The organism is Janthinobacterium lividum, assembly GCF_034424625.1.
Taxonomy (GTDB): domain Bacteria; phylum Pseudomonadota; class Gammaproteobacteria; order Burkholderiales; family Burkholderiaceae_D; genus Janthinobacterium; species Janthinobacterium lividum.
Genome location: NZ_CP139976.1, coordinates 3,304,731 through 3,324,778, shown reverse-complemented (window position 1 = coordinate 3,324,778; position 20,048 = coordinate 3,304,731). Strand labels below are relative to the sequence as shown.

17 protein-coding genes are annotated in these 20,048 nt (G+C 58.0%); 11 read left to right on the top strand and 6 right to left on the bottom strand.

Annotation, left to right across the window (positions count from 1 at the left end; all coding sequences use genetic code 11):
- The first annotated feature begins 51 nt into the window (after positions 1-51).
- From U0004_RS14995 to U0004_RS14975, 5 genes are all read left to right on the top strand, one after another.
- Complete coding sequence (locus U0004_RS14995) at positions 52-597, top strand: NMCC_0638 family (lipo)protein (RefSeq protein ID WP_070259798.1); 546 nt, start codon at positions 52-54, stop codon at positions 595-597.
- Positions 598-912: 315 nt separating this feature from the next.
- Positions 913-1,638, top strand: coding sequence for a helix-turn-helix transcriptional regulator (locus U0004_RS14990; RefSeq protein WP_081345875.1), 726 nt, complete (start codon positions 913-915; stop codon positions 1,636-1,638).
- A gap of 186 nt (positions 1,639-1,824) precedes the next feature.
- Positions 1,825-2,274 carry a hypothetical protein gene (locus tag U0004_RS14985; RefSeq protein ID WP_070259795.1) on the top strand — a complete coding sequence of 150 codons (450 nt, stop codon included), beginning with the start codon at positions 1,825-1,827 and terminating at the stop codon, positions 2,272-2,274.
- Positions 2,275-2,307: 33 nt separating this feature from the next.
- A complete protein-coding gene (locus U0004_RS14980; protein WP_070259793.1) occupies positions 2,308-2,700 on the top strand; it encodes a hypothetical protein in 393 nt (130 codons plus the stop codon).
- 63 nt (positions 2,701-2,763) lie between these two features.
- Positions 2,764-3,288, top strand: coding sequence for a hypothetical protein (locus tag U0004_RS14975; protein WP_139144272.1), 525 nt, complete (start codon positions 2,764-2,766; stop codon positions 3,286-3,288).
- 26 nt (positions 3,289-3,314) lie between these two features.
- Here the strand turns inward: U0004_RS14975 and U0004_RS14970 are convergent, their stop codons facing one another.
- A complete protein-coding gene (locus U0004_RS14970) occupies positions 3,315-3,770 on the bottom strand; it encodes a tellurite resistance TerB family protein (protein ID WP_070259789.1) in 456 nt (151 codons plus the stop codon).
- 361 nt (positions 3,771-4,131) lie between these two features.
- On the opposite strand from U0004_RS14970, the gene U0004_RS14965 reads away from it, so the two are divergent.
- From U0004_RS14965 to U0004_RS14950, 4 genes are read left to right on the top strand one after another with little or no spacing between them, the layout of a single operon-like run.
- Positions 4,132-4,938: a lipid II flippase Amj family protein gene (locus tag U0004_RS14965; RefSeq protein WP_070259787.1), complete on the top strand. Its 807-nt coding sequence runs from the start codon at positions 4,132-4,134 to the stop codon at positions 4,936-4,938.
- A 59-nt stretch (positions 4,939-4,997) separates the two neighbouring features.
- Positions 4,998-6,215: an SIR2 family protein gene (locus U0004_RS14960; protein ID WP_071653747.1), complete on the top strand. Its 1,218-nt coding sequence runs from the start codon at positions 4,998-5,000 to the stop codon at positions 6,213-6,215.
- A complete protein-coding gene (locus tag U0004_RS14955) occupies positions 6,205-8,076 on the top strand; it encodes an ATP-binding protein (protein WP_071653746.1) in 1,872 nt (623 codons plus the stop codon). Before U0004_RS14960 ends, U0004_RS14955 begins: the two co-directional genes overlap by 11 nt.
- Positions 8,077-8,085: 9 nt before the next feature.
- Positions 8,086-8,295, top strand: a complete 210-nt coding sequence (locus U0004_RS14950; protein ID WP_071653745.1) for a KTSC domain-containing protein — start codon at positions 8,086-8,088, stop codon at positions 8,293-8,295.
- A 69-nt stretch (positions 8,296-8,364) separates the two neighbouring features.
- Here U0004_RS14950 and purL read toward each other — a convergent pair whose 3' ends face one another.
- On the bottom strand, positions 8,365-12,402 hold the full coding sequence (gene purL, locus U0004_RS14945; RefSeq protein ID WP_070259785.1) for a phosphoribosylformylglycinamidine synthase: 4,038 nt from the start codon (positions 12,400-12,402) through the stop codon (positions 8,365-8,367).
- Between the two features lie 219 nt (positions 12,403-12,621).
- Positions 12,622-13,686: a GGDEF domain-containing protein gene (locus tag U0004_RS14940; RefSeq protein WP_167468660.1), complete on the bottom strand. Its 1,065-nt coding sequence runs from the start codon at positions 13,684-13,686 to the stop codon at positions 12,622-12,624.
- 348 nt (positions 13,687-14,034) lie between these two features.
- Here U0004_RS14940 and U0004_RS14935 point away from each other — a divergent pair, with 348 nt between their 5' ends.
- Both U0004_RS14935 and U0004_RS14930 read left to right on the top strand, forming a co-directional pair.
- Positions 14,035-15,660 carry a tetratricopeptide repeat-containing response regulator gene (locus U0004_RS14935; RefSeq protein WP_070259783.1) on the top strand — a complete coding sequence of 542 codons (1,626 nt, stop codon included), beginning with the start codon at positions 14,035-14,037 and terminating at the stop codon, positions 15,658-15,660.
- A gap of 99 nt (positions 15,661-15,759) precedes the next feature.
- Positions 15,760-16,209: a VOC family protein gene (locus U0004_RS14930; protein ID WP_070259781.1), complete on the top strand. Its 450-nt coding sequence runs from the start codon at positions 15,760-15,762 to the stop codon at positions 16,207-16,209.
- Positions 16,210-16,224: 15 nt separating this feature from the next.
- Here U0004_RS14930 and U0004_RS14925 read toward each other — a convergent pair whose 3' ends face one another.
- The 3 genes from U0004_RS14925 to U0004_RS14915 all read right to left on the bottom strand — a co-directional run bounded on the left by U0004_RS14925 (position 16,225) and on the right by U0004_RS14915 (position 19,889).
- Positions 16,225-16,470: a hypothetical protein gene (locus U0004_RS14925; RefSeq protein WP_034787325.1), complete on the bottom strand. Its 246-nt coding sequence runs from the start codon at positions 16,468-16,470 to the stop codon at positions 16,225-16,227.
- Positions 16,471-16,815: 345 nt separating this feature from the next.
- A complete protein-coding gene (locus U0004_RS14920) occupies positions 16,816-17,451 on the bottom strand; it encodes a TetR/AcrR family transcriptional regulator (protein WP_081345873.1) in 636 nt (211 codons plus the stop codon).
- An 11-nt stretch (positions 17,452-17,462) separates the two neighbouring features.
- A complete protein-coding gene (locus U0004_RS14915; RefSeq protein WP_081345872.1) occupies positions 17,463-19,889 on the bottom strand; it encodes a membrane-bound PQQ-dependent dehydrogenase, glucose/quinate/shikimate family in 2,427 nt (808 codons plus the stop codon).
- Between the last annotated feature and the right edge of the window lie 159 nt (positions 19,890-20,048).

The window sequence follows — 20,048 nt, the reverse complement described above, 5'->3', positions numbered from 1 at the left end:
ATCCAGTAGCGGCCGGAAACGGATAGGTGGCAACTAAATTTAAGGTTATTCATGAAGAAAATCGTTGCGGCACTTCTGCTGTCTGTTTCCCCTTTCGCCGCTTGCGCTTCTCCTAAAGCGTCCGAATTGGCTACCGCGCAGGTCGTTGACCAGTTCGTTCAAGGCTGTTTTATGAACTTCCCCTATCCCGAAAAATTCCAGGCTTGGTTAGCACGGCCGGGCTTTCAAAGGCTATCAAGCATCGATGCGGCAGCATATTTGGGCGCTTACTCTGGTAACGCCTGGAACGTGCAACTCGACAACTCGCGCTTCGTCCTGACGAGTATCGGCGAGAGCGCATGCAATGTCTTTGCAAATGACTTGGACGCGTCGATGACCAGGAATCTGGTGGTCGGCTTCCTGGATTATTTGAAGACCCAGGGGGCCACCTACCAATCGAAGATGGTCACGCCGGCCAGTGCGACCGCAAGCCTATCGAGCACGAGCTATGCGGTATCGATGAACGGCCAAGTCATCATGCATTTGACTTTGACCATTGCTGCCCCTGGCACCGGTCCATTCCAGGTTGCACTGACTGCAGCCAGAGCGGAGACTTGATCATTGCACGCGAACGTCACAGGCGCGCTCGGCCCAAAAGAGCTTGGTGACCTTGTGTTCATGCCAGGGATGCCAAATCCCGCATGCTCCTGGAACGCCTGATTGCCGAAAGTGCGTAACGGACATCCGCAATCCGCTACAGCGCCGCATTGCAGCGGTGCCATATTTATACTATCTTGAAAGATGCCCAGGCCAGATGGCAGCGTCCAGCCCTTCCTTACAAAGGTGGGGCCAAGTGCTGCACCACACTGCCCTTACCCAGTTCCGCACCTGCACGCCCGCGGCACACTGATGTAATCAGGATTGGGGGCAAGCATGAGCACGGCAATGAATGTGGGCAAACTGATCGGCGCCATGTACGACTCGGCCTGCGGCATCGGCGACTGGCCGCAGCTCGACAGTGCCGGCCTCAGCGGCCAGCAATGGCAGGAACTCCTGCCGCATCTGCAACGCGCCCTGTGCCTGCAGCAGCGCCTGCGCGAAGCGCAACTGGCCAGCCACTGCGCGCTGGCGGCGCTAGACGCCATGGGCGCCGCCGTGCTGGTACTCGACACCAACCTCGGACTGCGTTTCGCCACCCCCGCCGGCCACGCCCTGCATGCGGCGCAACTGGCACACGCCGTGCCGCCCGCCCTGGTGCGCGCCGTGCGCCTGGTGATCGCCAGCGCCGGTGGCGCAGCGCAATGCCAGTCGCTGCGCCTGCCGCGCAAGCAGCAAGCGCCGTTGGCCCTGACTGTCACCCCGCTTGCCGATTGCCAGCCCGCCTGCGCCCTGCTGATCGCGCGCGACCCCACAAAAACGTGCACGTCCGTCCCTGCCTTGCGCCAACTGTTTGACTTGACGCAAGCCGAGGCGCAAGTGGGCAAGGCGCTGGCGCAAGGGGCCACCATCGAGGAAATCGCCGCGCAGGGCGGCATCAGCGTCAACACCGTCAAAACGCATCTGCACCACACCTATTTGAAGACGGATACGCGGCGCCAGGGCGAGCTGATCGCCCTGATCCACGGCGCCACGGCGCACCTGGCCGTACTCGATGCATGAGGCCGTGTCATCCGATCGGATGATGCGCGGCACATCTTGCCTGCCTACACTGGCAACACCGGCAGCCCGCGCCTTGCCAGTGTGACAGCAGCGCTTGCGGACGAGCCGGTTCTGTTTCCCTGGCAAACACAACAACATCGCCGCGCCGGCAGCGGACGGCACCAAAGTTCAAGGATGGGTAAGAAAATGAAAACATGGATCCTGGCCGGCACCCTGGGCGTCTGCGCCCTGCTGGCAAATGCGCAAACGCTGCCCGACAGCCAGACCGTCGTCGTTCCCGGCGGACGCCTGCACACGATCGAATTGCCGGCACACAAACATTTCATGAGTGCGGAAAGGTTTGCCCCGTTCCGCGGCGCCTATGAGCTGTCGAACGGTCAAGTGCTCTACCTGCGCAACGCGGGAACTATCGGCGCCATGATGTATGCGCGCATCGATGACCAGGAAGAACACCGCATCATCGCCACCGGCAGCGACAGCTTCGTGGCGCTCGACCGGCAACTGGCCATGCGCATCGACCTGCGCGACGATGGCAGCGTGGGCGGCGAAGTGCTGATGCAAATGCCGGCCGAAAAACTGGCCAGCGGCGCCATCGTGCCAGCCCATGTTCAAAGCATGGGCCTGGCATCGCGCTAGGGCGGCAAGCCGCATGCCGCATGGGTGGCAGCCATGAGCAAGCAGTATTCCGTGCAACAGCAAAACGCGCTGACCCAGGCCGCCATCAAGCAGACGGCGGCCTGGTGGCGCGCCCGCCCCTTGCCGGACGCCTTGCGCCAGTGCGCGGCCAGCCATGGCGTGGCGCTCGATGCGGCCCTCATGCTCGACCTGCAACTGGCCTGGCCCGGCATGCCCGCCGTCTACGGCAGGCTGCTGAGCGCTGACGGCCACTTCATCCATTTCGAGATGGACCTGGACGACAACTTGCGCCCCTTGCCCGGCAGCGTGACGTGGGACGACATCAGCGCCGGCTACGACCTGGCCGCACACAAGCGCGGCACGGGCGTGGGCTATGGGGTGTTGTGCAAGAAAGTGCTGCAGGAATTGAATCGCGGCGCGTCCTAAGGGAACCGCTGCCTTCGCATGCTATCATCGGCGCCCCGTTCATGAGACAAATGGCAACGCCACATGCAGCATCCATCCGGCAGTCAATCCCGATCCATGCTGCGCCGCGTCCTGCGCCTGCTGGCCTGGCCCTTGCTGGCCCTGGTCAGCGCCGCCTGCACCAGCACCACGCGCCATCCTGCCAGCGAGCCCACGCAAGTCGTCCTGCGCTTTACCTATGACGACGGCAAGCCGATGCGGCATGACGATTACCTGGCCAATGCGCGCCAGCAAACGTACATCAAGCGCTGCAGCAAGATAGGCAGCACCACTGTCTGCGACGTCGGCTCGGATCCACTGTTCATGGGCGGCGACGCCCCGCTGGACGCCAACGGCGAAGTGCGCGTCACCCTGCACTCGACCGGCCCCATCGGCAACAATCCGACCACTCATTGCATCAAGGGCAAAGGCTACGTCTTTGATTCCGGCGACTGGAAGCGCGGTCCCTTCAGCCCCGGCCAGGTGATCGAGATCCGCTACAGGATACGCGAAGTGGACATGGCGTGCCCCTGGTCGTCGGGCACGCCGCCGTGGTGGGACAAGAGTTAAGCCAGCCGGGGCCGGCTGGCCTGGCTTTACTGCAACTCGAACTCCGCCGGAGTCAAGCCCAGCTCGCGCGCGATCTTGCTGGCCACGCGCTGCTCGTTGGCATCGAAATTGCCGTCCGACGAAGCGACGGCGATGATCATGCGCACCAGCAAGCGCGACGCCTCCACATTCGACTTCATCTTGCCCAGCGCCTGATACGCCTTGGCTTCGCCGATATCCTTGTCGAACTCCAGCTGGCCCACATATTCCTGGAAAGCCTTGATCACGTCCGTGGTGGTAAACACGGATAGCGCATCATTGCTTTCAATAAACTTCACCATCTTCTGCTTCTCTTCCGCACTGACGCTGCCGTCGGCCATGGCGATCAGGGCCGATCCCGCCATCGCGGCGTTGAGGAAATCCTTGTTCTTGAACTTCAGTGCTTCGGTCTTCAGTTCGCTGGCTTTGGTCTTCAGTTTGGACAGAAAGGAATCGAAACTCATGGTGTACCTCCGGGTTGTTCATTGATCAATGCGGCAAGACACGCCGCCATGCTCGGTAGTTGAGGGTGCAAGCTTGAAATACAAGCAAGGGATAAGCTTAAGTGTGCCGGCGGTATTGACCTCACCCACAGGCAAAAAGCCGGGGTCAGACACTTCGTGATCGGCATATCCCCCACTGGGGAATATGCCCCCTGTAGGGTCTGCCCCCAGTTTCAGCCTTGGGGTGAAACTCAGTCAACTCCACACAAACCAGCATAAACCACCACAAAACCCCAATCACATAAAATTAGCTTATTTGCAGTTGAAAAATAAGTAACTTCATGGCAGCATGGAATTACATTTTCTTTACTGCAAGGTTGTGATGGACAAGCAATTGCTGTTGATTTGCGCACTGACGTTCATCATCCACATCATCGGCACCCTCGCCTACTCCGTGCGCATCGCCGGCATCCGCACGCGGCGCATCGCCGTCTCGCTGGCCCTGTTCAGCATTTTGATGCTGCTGTCGCGCACGTCGAACTCATTCCTGGGGCCATTCCTGGCCAAGCGCGTGGAAACGGGCATCGACCAGCATGTTGCCGCCGGCACGCTATTACTGGACTTCCGCTGGCTGCTGTTCTCCGCCAGCCTGGCGACGATACTGGGCGCCATCCTGATCCCCACCTTCCAGCGCGCCTTTTGCCGCGCCGTCGAACACTTCCAGGTGCACAGGTCGGTGCCGAAACTGCTGCTGCACGCCGTTTTCAAGGGCGGCTTGTCCTACCTCAAGACCTCCGCCAGCCTGCCCAAGCCCGCCAACGTCACGGGCCTGCGCGAAAAATCCGGCGTCTCCGTCTCCATGACAGCCATGAACGTTATCGCCACGGCCCTGTGGACGGTAGGCGTCTTCGCCGCCCTGTATGCCGGCGTGCTCGATCCGAGCGTGCGCGTCACCTCCAGCACGCTTTCATCGATCATCAACGGCGGCGCCACCATCATGATGGCCGTCTTCATCGACCCGCACATGTCAGGCATGACGGATGACGTCATCGAAGGAAAGATCGAAGAATCGCAGTTCAGACGGGCGGTGGTGTGGCTGGTAGGAAGTAGATTGGCGGGGACGCTGATTGCGCAGTTTTTATTGGTGCCGTCGGCGATGGTGATTGTGGGGGTGGCGAAAAGCCTATAACTAAAAAACATCATAAAAAATTAAAAATTCAATAAATATTCAATACAACGAAAGAATATATGGACACAATACACGATCCAATTCGCCACCTCCGATATTTAAGGCAATCTTTATCTCAAGACAATGAGGCAATAGGATTTTTTATATCCGCTGGCTGCCCCCTCTCCGTCTCAATGCCTGAAGGAAAATGGCCACTAATACCTGATGTAGCGAATTTATCAAAATTCATAAACACTCAATTAAAGGACAACCCCGAGTACAAAATACTTCTTGACGAGCTAGGAAAAGCAGAGAAAAACATCGAAAACATAGAAGATATTTTGAGTTTCCTTAGAAGTTTGTTAACCGTCTCAAAAGGCGGAACGGTCAGAGGATTAACCGAAATAAATTTAATATCTTTACAGCACGAAATATGTGCGGAAATAGTTAAAAAATTAAACGTTAGCTTACCAGACAAAGAAACGCCATATCACGGACTGGGAAACTGGATAAAATCGATTGATCGAAGAATAGCGATAGAATTATTTACCACGAATTATGACATTTTAATGGAACAAGCATTAGAGGATCTAGAAATTCCATATTTTGACGGCTTTACAGGATCCCACAGATCATTTTTTGATTTGCGTGCAGTGGAAGACAACTTAATCCCTATTCATTGGTCAAGACTATGGAAAATACATGGATCAATTAATTGGTATCAGCAGTTATCAGCCAAACAAAGAAAAGTATTCCGATCCTCAGAAGTTCGCACCGAAATAACTTTAGGAGAAGAATCACATTTAATATATCCATCGCACTTAAAATATGAAGAGAGCAGAAAAATGCCTTACTTAGCTTTAATTGATCAGCTAAGTAGATTCATAAGAAGAAAATCATCATTTTTAATTTTATCAGGATACTCATTTAGTGATGGGCATATTAATGATGCAATAATAAATGCACTAAAAGCGAATCCAACTGCAATGGTTCTGGGCTTAATGTTCGGAACTTTTAATTTTGACAATGGCGAGGAGCGATATCCTGAAGCATATCGACTTGCAAAAAACCAACACAATCTAAATATTTGGACATTTGATCGGGCAATAATTGGAACAAATATTGGAAAATGGATCAATGGAAAAAATCCTGAAGATGTAGAAAGTGAAATACTTGATTTCATAGAAAAAAATGAAAATGATGAAAATTCAAATATTGTTAAATTAGGTGATTTCTTAAAATTTTCTCATTTTCTAAAAAGAATGATTGGTTCACGAGGAGCGAACCATGTCAAATAAAGAGACATATTTAGGCGATGTTAAAGATGTAAATGGAACAAGCGTCAGCATAAAATTATCCAAACATTCGTTGAGCGGTTTTATTTATATAGACGGACAAGGATACAGAGCTGGACAAATAGGAAGCTTTATTAGAATACCAATTGGTTTTGTTGATTTGTTTGGAATAATTAACCAGGTTGGGGCGAGTGCCATTCCTGAAAACTCCATTCAACTTGAAGGTCAATCTGACAAATGGATGAAAATTCAGTTGATAGGTGAGAGCCAAAGAAATGGCGCCTTCCATCGGGGTCTATCGCAATACCCTACTGTCGGAGATGAAGTCCATCTCGTCTCAGAAAAAGAACTTAAAGGCATTTACGGTCAACCTGAAAAGCCATATTTCGTAAAAGTCGGTCACATATCAAATGCAGAGTCAATTCCGGCGCTGATTGACGTAAATAAATTAATCACCAGACATTCCGCGATAGTTGGGACCACCGGATCAGGGAAATCCACTACAGTGGCAAGCATTATAAATGCTCTATCCGAAAATTCTCGGTATCCATCCGCCCGAATTCTAATGCTAGATATTCATGGAGAATATGGCCATGCCCTGCGTGATCGTGCCAATATATTTAAAATTAAAGCAGACGAGACATCTAAAGAAAAAGAGCATGGGCTTGTTGTACCATTCTGGGCACTCAATTTCGAAGAGTTATGCGAGATTTGCTTCGGAGAATTTTCGAGCGAAAAAGATAAAAATGTAGTATTGGAAAGAGTTCATAAGTATAAATTAGAATCATTAAAAATAACGCCTAGAAAAGGCGCATCAATAGATAGCTTAAGTGTGGAATCTCCAATTCCATTTAACATTCATGAACTATGGCATGAATTATATATAGAGACATTTGGAACATACTACAAAGACAAACCCGGAAGACCTGAAGATAATATAGCATACGAACTCGACTCTGAAGGAAATGAACTACGAGGCGTCGCTGAAAAAGGCATCCCACCGACATTCAAAAATATAGTAACCACGGCAGGTGAGGCGAAAATAAATTACTTACCCGGCTCACTGTCAATAGGAAAACAAATTCAATTACTTGGATCAAAACTCAGAATACCAAGGTACGATTTTATTTTTAAGCCGTCCGATTTTAGCCCAAAGAAAGATGGGATTACAATTTCCGACCTTGATTATCTTCTAAAAACGTGGATTGGGGAAAAGCCCGTATCAATTTTAGATCTTTCAGGAGTTCCCGCCGACATATTACAAACCACAATAGGGGCAGTATTAAGGATATTATATGAATTATTATTTTGGGCCAGAAACTTATCTCAAGGCGGTCGCCACCGCCCTCTTCTTTTGGTTATGGAAGAAGCTCACATTTACCTCAATTCAAACTCCAAAGGAATGGCATCGAAAATTGTACAAAGAATAGTAAAAGAAGGAAGGAAATATGGCATTGGCGCAATGATTGTTAGCCAACGACCTTCCGAAATTGACTCAACAATACTATCTCAATGTGGAACTTTTTTTGCATTGCGACTAGCAAATTCAGCCGATAGAAGCCACATTACTTCTGCTATGTCGGACAATCTAGAAGGTCTAACTGGAATGCTACCAATATTAAGAACTGGCGAAGCAATAATTCTTGGTGAAGCTGTAAAACTACCCATGAGGACTTTAATTGAGCCCCCCCCAAGAAACAGGAGACCAGATAGCCAAGACCCTATAATTTACGATGAATTTGATTTGGAAAATACACAAGCACCTGGAGGCTGGGGAATTCCAATGGAAAGCAATGCTAATTACAAGGAGGTATTGGAAACTTGGAGAGCGCAACACCCGATAATCGAACGAGTGAAAAAATAGAGGATTGATATGGAAAGAATTTCTGTTGAATCAAGTAATGTTGAGGCAATTGGCTATGACTCTGAGAGTCAAACTCTAGAAGTAGAGTTTAAAAATGGTTCTGTTTATCAATATTTTGACGTGCCAGAGAAAATATATGAAGAATTTAGTGCGGCAAGTACGATTGGCGGATATCTTGCATCTAGCATAAAGGGAGTATATCGTTATTCTCGCGTCTAAGGCCTACAAATAAAAGGGCCGCTTTCCTTATGTCAGCGGCCCTATTTTGTAGTAACTCAGGTCTTCAAATCACCCCACAAACTTCCGTGCATTCCTGAACATGCGCATCCACGGCGAATCCTCGCCCCATGCTTCAGGGTGATACGACTGCTGGACGCTGCGGAACACGCGCTCCGCGTGCGGCATTAACACTGTGAAGCGGCCGTCTGGCGTGGTGACGGAGGTGATGCCTTCCGGCGAGCCGTTCGGGTTGTACGGATACGCTTCGGTAGCGGCGCCCTTGTTGTCGACGAAGCGCATGGCTTTGGTGACCTGGGTGATGTCGCCCGTTTGCGAGAAGTCGGCGTAGCCTTCGCCGTGGGCGATGGCGATGCCGGCTTGGGTGCCGGCCATGCCGTTGAAGAAGATCGATGGGGAATCCATCACTTCGACCATGGCAAAGCGGCCTTCGAATTTCTCCGACTTGTTGCGCGTGAACTTAGGCCAGGCGTGGGCGCCGGGGATGATGGATTTCAGGTTGCTCATCATCTGGCAGCCGTTGCAGATGCCCAAACCAAAGCTGTCCGTGCGGTTGAAGAAGCGCGCGAACTGTTCCGCCAGGCTGGCGTTGAACAGGATGGTTTTCGCCCAGCCTTCGCCCGCGCCCAGCACGTCGCCGTACGAGAAGCCGCCCACGGCGATGACGCCCTGGAAGTCGTCCAGTTTGACGCGGCCAGCAATCAGGTCGCTCATGTGCACGTCGACAGCCGTGAAGCCTGCCTGGTGCATCACGTATGCCGTCTCGATGTGCGAGTTAACGCCCTGCTCGCGCAGGATGGCGACACGCGGACGCACGCCGGTGGCGATGAATGGCGCGGCGATGTTGTCGTTCTGGTCGAAGGTGACGATAGGCGACATGCCCGGATCCTGCGCATCCAGCAGGCGGTCGTACTCGGCGTCCGCGCAAGCCGGATTGTCGCGCAGGCGGGCGATGCGCCAGCTCGTTTCGCTCCACAGGCGGTGCAGTTCGGCGCGCGGCTGGGTGTAGATCAGCTTGGCGTCGCGCGTGAATTCGATGACATCGCGGTCGTTCAATTTGCCGATGATATGGCTGCAGGCGCCCAGGTTGAAGGTACGCAGCACGTCCATGACGAGCGACTTTTCTTCCGCGCGCACCTGGATCACCGCGCCCAGCTCTTCGCTGAACAAGGCGCGCAGCGTCAGTTCGTTGCGGCGTTCCGCCACCTGGCCCGTCCAGTTCTTGGCGTCGCCCCAGTCGCTTGAGTGCTCGCCTTCCATGGTCAGCATGTCCAGGTTGACGGACATGCCCGTGTGGCCGGCGAAGGCCATTTCCGTCAGGGTGGCGTACAGGCCGCCGTCCGAACGGTCATGGTAGGCCAGCAGCTTGTCGTCGCTATTGAGCTTTTGAATGGCGGCGAAGAAGCCTTTCAAGTCTTCCGCGCTGTCGACGTCCGGCGTTTCATTGCCCAACTGGCCCATGACTTGCGCCAGCGCCGAAGCGCCCAGGCGGTTCTTGCCGCGGCCCAGGTCGATCAGGATCAGCGACGTGTCGCCCTGGTCCGTCTTCAGCTGCGGCGTGAGCGACTTGCGCACGTCCGTCACTGGCGCGAACGAGGAAACGATCAGCGACACTGGCGACGTGACGGATTTCGCCGCGCCCGTGCTGTCGTCTTTCCACGTCGTGCGCATCGACAGCGAATCCTTGCCGACGGGGATGCTGATGCCCAGCGCCGGGCACAGGTCCATGCCGACAGCCTTGACCGTGTCGTACAGGGCCGCGTCCTGGCCAGGCTGGCCGCAGGCGGCCATCCAGTTGGCGGACAGCTTGATGTCGGAAATGTCGGCAATCGCGGCGGCGGCGATGTTGGTGACGGCTTCGCCCACGGCCATGCGGCCGGAAGCTGCCGCGTCGATGACGGCCAGCGGCGTGCGTTCGCCCATGGCCATCGCTTCGCCCAGATAGCCTTCAAAGCTCATGGTGGTGACGGCGCAATCGGCCACCGGCACTTGCCATGGTCCCACCATCTGGTCGCGCACGGTCATGCCGCCCACGCTGCGGTCGCCGATGGTGATCAGGAAGGATTTGTCGGCCACGGTCGGCAGCAGCAGCACTTTTTGCGCGACATCAACCAGGTCCATGCCGGTGAGATCAATGGCAGGGAAATCGTTGGCCACGTGGACCACGTCGCGCTGCATCTTCGGCGGCTTGCCCAGCAAGACGTCCATCGGCATGTCGACCGGCTCGTTACCCAGTTCCGGGTCGATCAGCTTCAATTGACGCTCTTCGGTGGCCACGCCCACGGCGGCGAACAGGCAGCGTTCGCGTTCGCACATGGCTTTGAACAGTGGCAGGCTTTCCGGCGCGATGGCCAGGACGTAGCGTTCCTGCGACTCATTGCTCCAGATTTCCTTCGGCGCCATGCCCGATTCTTCCAGCGGCACCTTGCGCAGGTCGAAAATCGCGCCGCGCTTGGCGTCGTTGGTGATTTCCGGGAACGCGTTCGACAAGCCGCCCGCACCCACGTCGTGGATGGAGATGATCGGGTTGTCGGCGCCCATTTGCCAGCAGGCGTTGATGACTTCCTGGGCACGGCGTTCCATTTCAGGATTGCCGCGCTGGACGGAATCGAAGTCCAGGTCGGCCGTGTTGCTGCCGGTGGTCATCGACGAGGCGGCGCTGCCGCCCATGCCGATGCGCATGCCCGGGCCACCGAGCTGCACCAGCAGGCTGCCGACGGGAATGTCGTTCTTGTGCGTGTGCTGCGCCGAGATATTGCCGATGCCGCCAGCGATCATGATCGGCTTGTGGTAGCCGAAGACGGCGTCTTTGTCTGCGCCGACGTTCTGCTCATACGTGCGGAAGTAGCCGCCCAGGACTGGACGGCCGAATTCGTTCGAGAACGCGGCGCCGCCCAATGGGCCTTCGATCATGATCTGCAGGGGCGACGCGATGCGTTCCGGTTTGCCGTATTGGTCCGCATCCGTGCGCGAGGCCAATGGCGCCGTCACGGAAGCGGCCGTTTCCCAGCTGCGCACGGCGTCCGGCAGCGACAAATTCGATACCGTGAAGCCCGTCAAACCGGCTTTCGGCTTGGCGCCGCGGCCCGTTGCGCCTTCGTCGCGGATCTCGCCGCCCGCGCCCGTGGAGGCGCCCGGGAATGGAGAGATGGCCGTCGGGTGGTTATGCGTTTCCACCTTCATCAGGGTGTGCGTCAGTTCCGTCGATGCAGCGTATTCGTGCTTGTCGCCGCGCGGGTAGAAGCGCGACACGGTGGCGCCTTCCATGATGGACGAGTTGTCGCTGTAGGCGACGACGGTGCCCTTCGGCTGCAGCTCATGCGTGTTCTTGATCATGCCGAACAGGGACTTGGGTTGCGCCACGCCGTCGATGGTCCAGTCGGCGTTGAAGATCTTGTGGCGGCAATGTTCGCTGTTCGCCTGCGCGAACATCATCAGTTCCACGTCCGTCGGGTTGCGGCCGGCCTTGGTGAAGGCGGCGTCCAGGTAGTCGATTTCGTCTTCCGACATCGCCAGGCCTAGTTCCGTGTTCGCCGTTTCCAGCGCGCGCTTGCCCTGCCCCAGCAAGTCGATCGATTCCAGAGGGCGCGCTTCCAGGGTGCGGAACAGGTCCTTGGCGTCGTCCGCGCTGCGCAGCACGGATTCCGTCATGCGGTCGTGCAGCAGGTCGGCCACAGCTTGCACTTGCTCGTCCGTCAATTTGCCGGCGCCAATGGCGCTGCCCAGGATGCCCGATTTCAGGTTGATGCGGAAAGCGATGCCGCGTTCGACGCGCTTGATGTGCGCCATGCCGCAGTTGTGCGCGATGTCGGTGGCTTTCGAAGCCCACGGCGAAATCGTGCCGAAACGGGGGATGACGAAGAATTCTTCGGCAGCGCCTTCCGTATTGTCAGCGTGGGCCGGCTCGCCGTACGTCAGCAAAGCGCCAAGGCGCGTGCTGTCGTCATTGGTGAGAGGCGCGCTGGCATCGATGAAATGGACATAGCGTGCTTGTACGGCAACAATCGCAGGCGAGACGGCTTGCAGTTGGCTTAACAGACGGTGGCTACGGAAATGGGACAGGGCATTGGAACCCGGCAGTATCAACATGATTGGAAGGTGGTTGATGCAGCGTGGCTGCGGGTTAAAGGTAGGTATGACAATATCTTTCGTACGGCAAATTTCCTTTGCGCGCATTATACCCGTTTTACCCCTGTCTTATGACCGGAACTTATGGCTTTGCGGCCATTTTGCCCCTGAAACCGGCAGTTTTTGCCAACTTGCAACAACGGAGCCAGGCATTCACCAGACAGCCGCATCAGGCAGCCGTCAGGCGATCACGTAGCGGTTCTTGCCCTGGCGCTTGGCCAGGTACAGCGCCTCGTCGGCCAGCCGGTAGCTGTGGCCCAGGTCCTTGTCCCGGTCCAGTTCGGCCACGCCCACGCTGATCGAGACGAACTGTGCCGCATGGAAAGCCTGGCTGACGGCCTCGACCAGGCCGCCGGCAAAGGCGCCCGCATCCTCGCGGTTGCCCGCGTAGACGATGCCGAATTCCTCGCCGCCCAGGCGCCCGCACAGATGGCCTTGCGCCTTGCCGGCGATGATGGCGGCCGTGCGCACGAGCACCTCGTCGCCCGCGTCGTGGCCCTGCTGGTCGTTGATGATCTTGAAATCGTCGATGTCGATCATCAGGAAGTACAAGGTGCCGCCATGCGGCGCGCCATGCATCTGCTGGGCGCGCTGCGTAAACATGCGGCGGTTGTTCAGGCCCGTCAGGCTGTCCTGGAAGGCCAGCCGCGTCAATTCCAGCTTGGAGTGGTAGTTACGCAAGCGCAACAAGCTGAAGCTGACATTCAGCGCCAGCCCGAACAGGATGCTGACGGCGATCATCAACGGCGCCCAGGACTGGTCGGGCAAGCCCGCATTGACGGGATACAGGCCGTGGCCCACGTTCCACCACACGCCGGCCACCACGGCCAGGTAGCTGAGGCCGCCATTGAAGATGGAGGCGATGGCCAGGGTCATGAAGACGCCCACGGGCAAGACCCAGAAGCTGGCGTGATGGACGGCGTCGGCCATGGTGCGCAAACCAAAAGTCAGGGTCAGCACGGCGCAGGCGCCCGTGATGGTCAGCACGGGCAAGGTGGTGCAGCGGTAGCGCACGATCAGACTCGTCAACATGCCCAGCAGCGCCAGCACGGCGTGCGAGAAGTTCGGATGATACGGCTCCGGCATCATCAGCCAGGTCAGGCTGTAGGCAATGATGCCCAGCAGCTGCGTGACCATGCCGACCCGGTGCAGCTCCGCAAAATAGGTGTGCTGCTGTTCGCTGTTGCCGCCAAATGCTAGGGGGACAGCAATGCGCCGCAGGGAAGAAAGGTCAGGAACACGCATACGGGTATCAACACCAGAAAGAAGAAAAGCGCCCGGTACAGCCTTGCGCATGCCTGGCCGCAAGATTGCGCGGCATCCAACATTAGTTGTAATTAGGATACTATCATGCTAGTCAACTATTTGCTGGGATATGCGTCGCCGGCACCCGCGCGCAGGGCCGCCGCGCCATGAAATACAACGCCGCGCGCCACCGGATGCACCCGGTACCCTGCCCCGCGCCCGATTGCATGCATTTTGCTGGCAGTGTCGCCCGGCTTTGCAGTATGCTGATAAAAAGTAATACTGCCAGACAGATACATATAAGAAGAGTTCCCGCAAATGACCGAACAGATGAACGAGAGCTGAACCATGCCAGAAACTAGCGACTTATCTGTCCTGATCGTCGACCCGAACCCCAGCATGCGGGGCAATCTGCACAATATGCTGAACCAGGCGGCCATCACCAAGGTGGAATATGCCGTCAATTCCGGCACGGCCATCCGCTTGCTGACGAAGAAACCGTTCGACATCATCCTGTGCGAATACGATCTTGGTAGCGGCACGGACGGCCAGGATGGCCAGCAATTGCTGGAAGACTTGCGCCACCATAAGCTGATCGGGCTGTGGACAATCTTCATCATGCTGACCTCGGAAGCCATCCACAGCAAGGTGATCAGCGCGGCCGAGCTGACCCCGTCGGACTACATCTTGAAACCGTTTACCGTCGATGTCCTGAGCGGGCGCATCGCGCGCGCCATCGAGCGGCGCGCCATGTTCCTGCCCACGTATCAGCTGATCGACAAGGGCGACCTGCGCGAAGCCGTGAAAAGCTGCCGCGCGGCCGAATTGCAGCACCCGCGCCTGGCGGCCGATTTCGCGCGCCTGCGCGCCGAACTGCACATCGCGCTCGATGAATGGAAGGAAGCGGAACAGCTGTACGGCGACATGCTGGCCACGCGGCCCATGGCCTGGGCCCATCTGGGACTGGCGCGCACCCTGTTCGAGCAGCAGCGCCACGAAGAGGCGCAGGATGCGCTGCTGGAACTGGTGGAAGTCTATCCCCGCTTCATGGCCGCCTATGATTTGCTGGCGCAAAACCATGAAGCCATGGGCCAGCAGCTGCAGGCGAAGAAAATCCTCGAGGACGCGGTGGCCATCTCGCCGCACATGGTGCGCCGCTTGCGCCACCTGGGCGGCATCGCCTATGACACGGGAGACATCGGCGCGGCCGAACGGGCATATAAACAGGTGGTGACGAAAGCGAAGTACTCCGAATTCCGCGACCCGGAAGACCATGTCAACCTGGTCAAGACGCTGGTCAAGAAAGGCGATGCGCCGCAGGCGAGCGGCGTGCTGCGCGACATGGAACGCTCGCTGCGTGGCGGCGCCAACGTGGAAGCGTGCCGCGCCATCTCGGCGGCCATGCTGCATGAATTGTCGGGCAACGACATCGCCGCCGCCAGCGAACTGCAGCTGGCCGCCGCCGCCCTGGACACGGCGCGGGGCCTGTCGACGCAGCTGAAGGTGGGCCTCGTGCAAAGCTGCCTGAAAAACAATCTGGAACAGGCGGCGTCCGACGTCATGATGAAACTCGTCAATGAAGCCGACAGCGACGTGACGATGGAAGCGGCCGTCGATGTCTTTGAAAAGGCGGGCCGCCACGACCTGGCGCAAGGCATGGGCCAGCAGATCAGCAACCAGGTGCAGGAACTGATGCAGGATGCGGCCAGCAAATCGGAAAGCGGAGAGCTCAAGGGCGCCGTCTTCGTGCTGCGCCAGGCCCTGCGCAAGACGCCGGGCAACCTGCCGGTGCTGTTCGCTTCCGTCGACGCCATCCTGCGCCAACTCAACATGCTGGGCTGGGAAGCCCCGCTGGCCGAACAGGCGCAGCACCAGATGCAGGTGATCAGCAAGATCGATCCCAAGCATCCGAAACTGGAGTCGCTGAAGCAGCAGTATGCAGCGACCCAGCATAAGTACGGTATTGCTACCTGATGCTGTCGCAACCCTGTGACCATGAGAATCTGCGGCGAGAGTGCATGCGTCAAGGCGGCAATTTGACGTCCAGTTGACGTTAGGCAACCAGGAGGCAAGATGACAGTCACGCGTATGGACAACGTCGGCATCGTGGTAGAAGACATCGATGCCGCCATCGAGTTCTTCACCGAACTGGGCCTCGTTCTCGAAGGGCGCGCCCCGGTTGAAGGAGACTGGGCAGATGGCGTCACCGGACTGCACGGCATGCGCGTCGAGATTGCCATGATGCGTACGCCGGACGGTCACAGCCGTCTCGAGTTATCGCGCTTCCTCGCGCCGCCCGTGGCCGCCGATCACCGCAACGCCCCAGTGAACGCTCTCGGTTACCTGCGCGTCATGTTTACCGTCGACGATATCGACGATACGCTCGTCCGGCTCGTCAAACGCGGCGCGAAGCTGGCCGGCGAAGTCGTCCAGTACGAAAACATGTATCGGCTGTGCTACATCCGTGGCCCTGAAGGCATCCTCATCGGGCTTGCCGAACAGCTCCCGCAGAAGAAGCCCTGATGAATGGCTGGCGCATCAAGGGAGGGTCATGTCCAGACCAACCATCCTGACAATGACGAAGGTGACGAGTCCCAGGCCCATGAGCAGTAGCACGAAGCCTGCGACCACCTTGCCGCTCGCGCGCAGCACCGCGCGATTCTGCTTCGCCTTATCCTTATCCTTCTTCCCTTGATCATAATGCCACTTGATGGCGAAGAACATGCCCGTGCCGAGCACGAGAGCCTTGAACGTAACGAAGACTATAGGGGTCCAATCCATCATTTTGCGTATTTCCAGTCTATTACTTGACACTATCTATCGTGAGGAGCGCTACCTCAAAACACTGCTTCAGCAGCGTCTGCTCAAGGTTGGTGTTGCTGCACGCTTTGATGCATACTACTTTAAAACAATTTCCATACATTGAGACAAAATGTCCCAGTTGCAAACAATGCAAGATGAAGACCGGAAGGCTCGGGATAGTCTGGCGGGACGGTACAGCGGCGCGGCAGACGGCCTGCATGTATGGCGTCGCTTCACGCCGGCGGAGGCATGCGCAACTGGCAGCGTATCCGTGCATGCGATTCGCGGGATCACGCCAGCCGGATTGCAATCTTCCCGGGCCTAGTCCTACCTGCGCGCCACCCGCGCCACCACCAGCTCGATCAGTTCCGCGATCAAGGGCCGGAACGTGGCCGCATCGCCGCCCTGCCCCAGCATGACGGTACGCGTGGTGAGGTGCGAGAAGACGGCGTCGAACAGGATTTGCGGCAAATTGGAAAACGAGGTGTCGGGCGCGATGCGGCCCTGGCTGCGCTGTTGTTCCAGCAGGCGCAGGATCAGCGCGTGCCACACTTGCGGGCCGTGTTCGTACCAGGTGAGGCCCACGGCCGGCACGGCGGCGGCGCCCGTGACGACGAGGCGGTAGAAGTCCACGTGGCGGGGGCTGGTGACGACGGCCACCAGTTCATCGAGGATCAGCTGCAAGCCCTGTTCCAGGCCCGCTTGCGAGGTATCGAGCCGGCGCAGGTCGATGATGAAGTCGGCGCACAGGTATTCGACCACGGCCACCAGCAGCTCCTGCTTGCTGCCGAAGTAGCGGTAGGCGGTGGCTTTCGAGCCGCCCGCCTCGGCCACGATGGCGTCCATGCTGACGCCGTCATAGCCTGAGGCGAGGAAGAAGTGCGCTGCCGCCACCAGCAGCTTGCGCCGCCGCTCCTCGCTTCGGGTAGTCGGGGAAGCTGGAACGGTGCGCAACTGGGGCATGAAGCAAACTCTTACTGTGTCTTGGGAAGCGCGTATGCTATCACGTAATCCCCCCGGTCCGGACTCTGGCGGGCGCCGCCAGCGACCACCACGACATACTGGCGACCCGACCTGGGCGACACATACGTCATCGGCGTGCCTTGCGAGCCGACCGGCATGCGCGCCTTCCACACTTCGCGGCCGGTGGCGATATCCATGGCGCGCAAATAATAATCCTGCGTGCCCGCATAAAACACCAGGCCGGACGCCGTGCTCATGCCGCCGCCCAGGGTCGGCATGCCCAGCGGGACAGGCAGCCGGGCGCGCACGCCGTTGATAACGGCATCCTGCACCGTGCCGGCCGGACGCTCCCACACTTTCGTGCGCGTTTTGAGATCGATGGCGGCAAACACGCCCCACGGCGGACTTTGGCAGGGAATGCCCAACGGAGAGTTAAGCGCCTTGTGGTCGATGACGAACGGCGTGCCATCCATCGGATAGGTGCTGCCCACGCCATGGCCCGAGGTCAGCTTGGCCACGTCCACCGTTTCGCGCGGCACCAGCCTGACCACTTGCGGCATGCGGATATCGTTGACGAACATATAGCCATTGCTTTCATCGACGGCCGCGCCGCCCCAGTTGAAGCCACCGTAGTAGCCCGGGTAGATCAGGGTTTCGCGCGTAGCTGGCGCCGTGAACTCGCCCTGGTAATTGAGTTTGCGGAAGCTGATGCGGCACGCCAGCTGGTCGAAGAAGGTGGCGCCCCACATGTCACGCTCCGTCAGCGTTTCCGCACCGAGGGCCGGCATGCCGGTGGAATATGGCTGCGTCTTTGCCACCCAGTCGCCGGCTGCGTGCTCCTGCGGCACGGCTTTTTCGATGACTTCGGCGATCGGCTTGCCCGTGCGGCGGTCCAGCATGAATATCTGTCCCCGCTTGGTCAGCTGCACCAGCGCGGGAATCTTGCCACCCTTGCCGTCCGGGACGTCGTACAGGGCCGGCTGTGCGGCCACGTCGTAATCCCAGATATCGTGGTGGACGGTTTGATACGTCCAGCGCTCGCGGCCCGTGGCCATGTCGAGGGCGACGATGGCCGACGCGTATTTTTCCGTCAGCGGCGGGCGCTTGCCGCCCCAGAAGTCGGGCTGCTCGTTCCCGGTCGGCAGGTACACCAGGCCCAATTCGTCGTCGAAGGCCGGGGTCGACCACATGTTGGGCGTACTGCGCGTGTAGGTCTGCCCTTGCGGCGGCAGTTTGGTGATGGCCGGATTGCCCAGGTCCCAGGCCCACACCAGTTCTCCCGTGTCGGCGCTGTAGGCGCGCACGACGCCCGACGGTTCATCCGTGGAGCGGCCATCGAAGACCCAGCCGCCAAGGATGATCAGGTTGCGCGCCACCGTGGGCGCGGACGTGTAGGCGTAGTACGGCACGTTCATCTTGACCTTGCCCAGGCCGACGGTCAGGTCGACGGAGCCCTTGTCGCCGAAGCCCTCGCACTGCTTGCCCGTCTGCGCGTCGATCTCGATCAGGCGCGCATCCATGGTCACTTGCACGATGCGCCTGGCGCACGCGCCCGCCACCGGCGCGCTGGCCGGCTGCATGCCCTCGAACTGGAACGGTTTTGTCACTGCGGCCGGCTCGTAGTAGCCGACGCCGCGGCAGCGGTTCCACGTCTTCGTGTTGGCTGGCTTCGGATCGAAGGTCCAGCGCTCCTTGCCCGTGTCCGCGTCCAGCGCGATGACCTTGCTCGTCGGCGTACACGTATAGATGGTGTCGCCGATCTGCAGCGGCGTATTCTGCGATTCGGACGCGCCTTCGGCCAGTTCACCCGAGCGGTAGGTCCACGCCACCTGCAACTGATCGACGTTAGCCTTGTCGATCTGCGTGTACGGCGCGAAGCGCGTGCCCTGCGGTCCATAGCCATAATGCGCCCAGTTGGCGCTGCCGTCATTGATGGCCTTCACGGCATCCTGCTGCGGCTGCGCGGTGGCTTCCAGCACGCCGTGCGGCTTGAACATGGCAGCGAAACCGGCTACCAGCACGACGGCAAACAGGGCCGCGAAGCCGCGCGACTGCCCATTGTGCTTGCGGCCCGCCAGCCACGGATGCAGCAAGGCGGCCACCAGGCCGATGACGAGGAACGGCGCCAGGCGCGGCACCATGGGCCAGAAGGCGAAGCCGATTTCCCATACGGCCCAGACCAGGGTGGCGATGACCAGCACGGCGACGATGCTGCTGGCCAGCGGCTTGCGGCGCAAATACAGCACGCCGGCGAGGAGCAGGCCCAGACCGGTCGGCAGGTAATACCAGGAACCGCCGAGGGTAATCAGTTCGATGCCACCGGCCGCCAGGGCCAGACCCGAAAACCCGAGAAAAATGCCAAAAACCGTCAGGGCAAGCCGCTTGCCCCTGAAAACCGCCGGGATCGCCGGCGCTCCCTTATTTGCTGAAGTGTCCATTTTTTATCCATGACGCCTCCCCTGCCCAGGCCAACGCGCAGGGGATGGCTGATTTTTTAAATCTACGTAGTGAAACTGTACTGTACGGTTTCATTTTATGCCGATTTTTGACGCAAGGAAAGAAAAATTGACAGGGGAGCTTGATTTTTGGCGGGGATG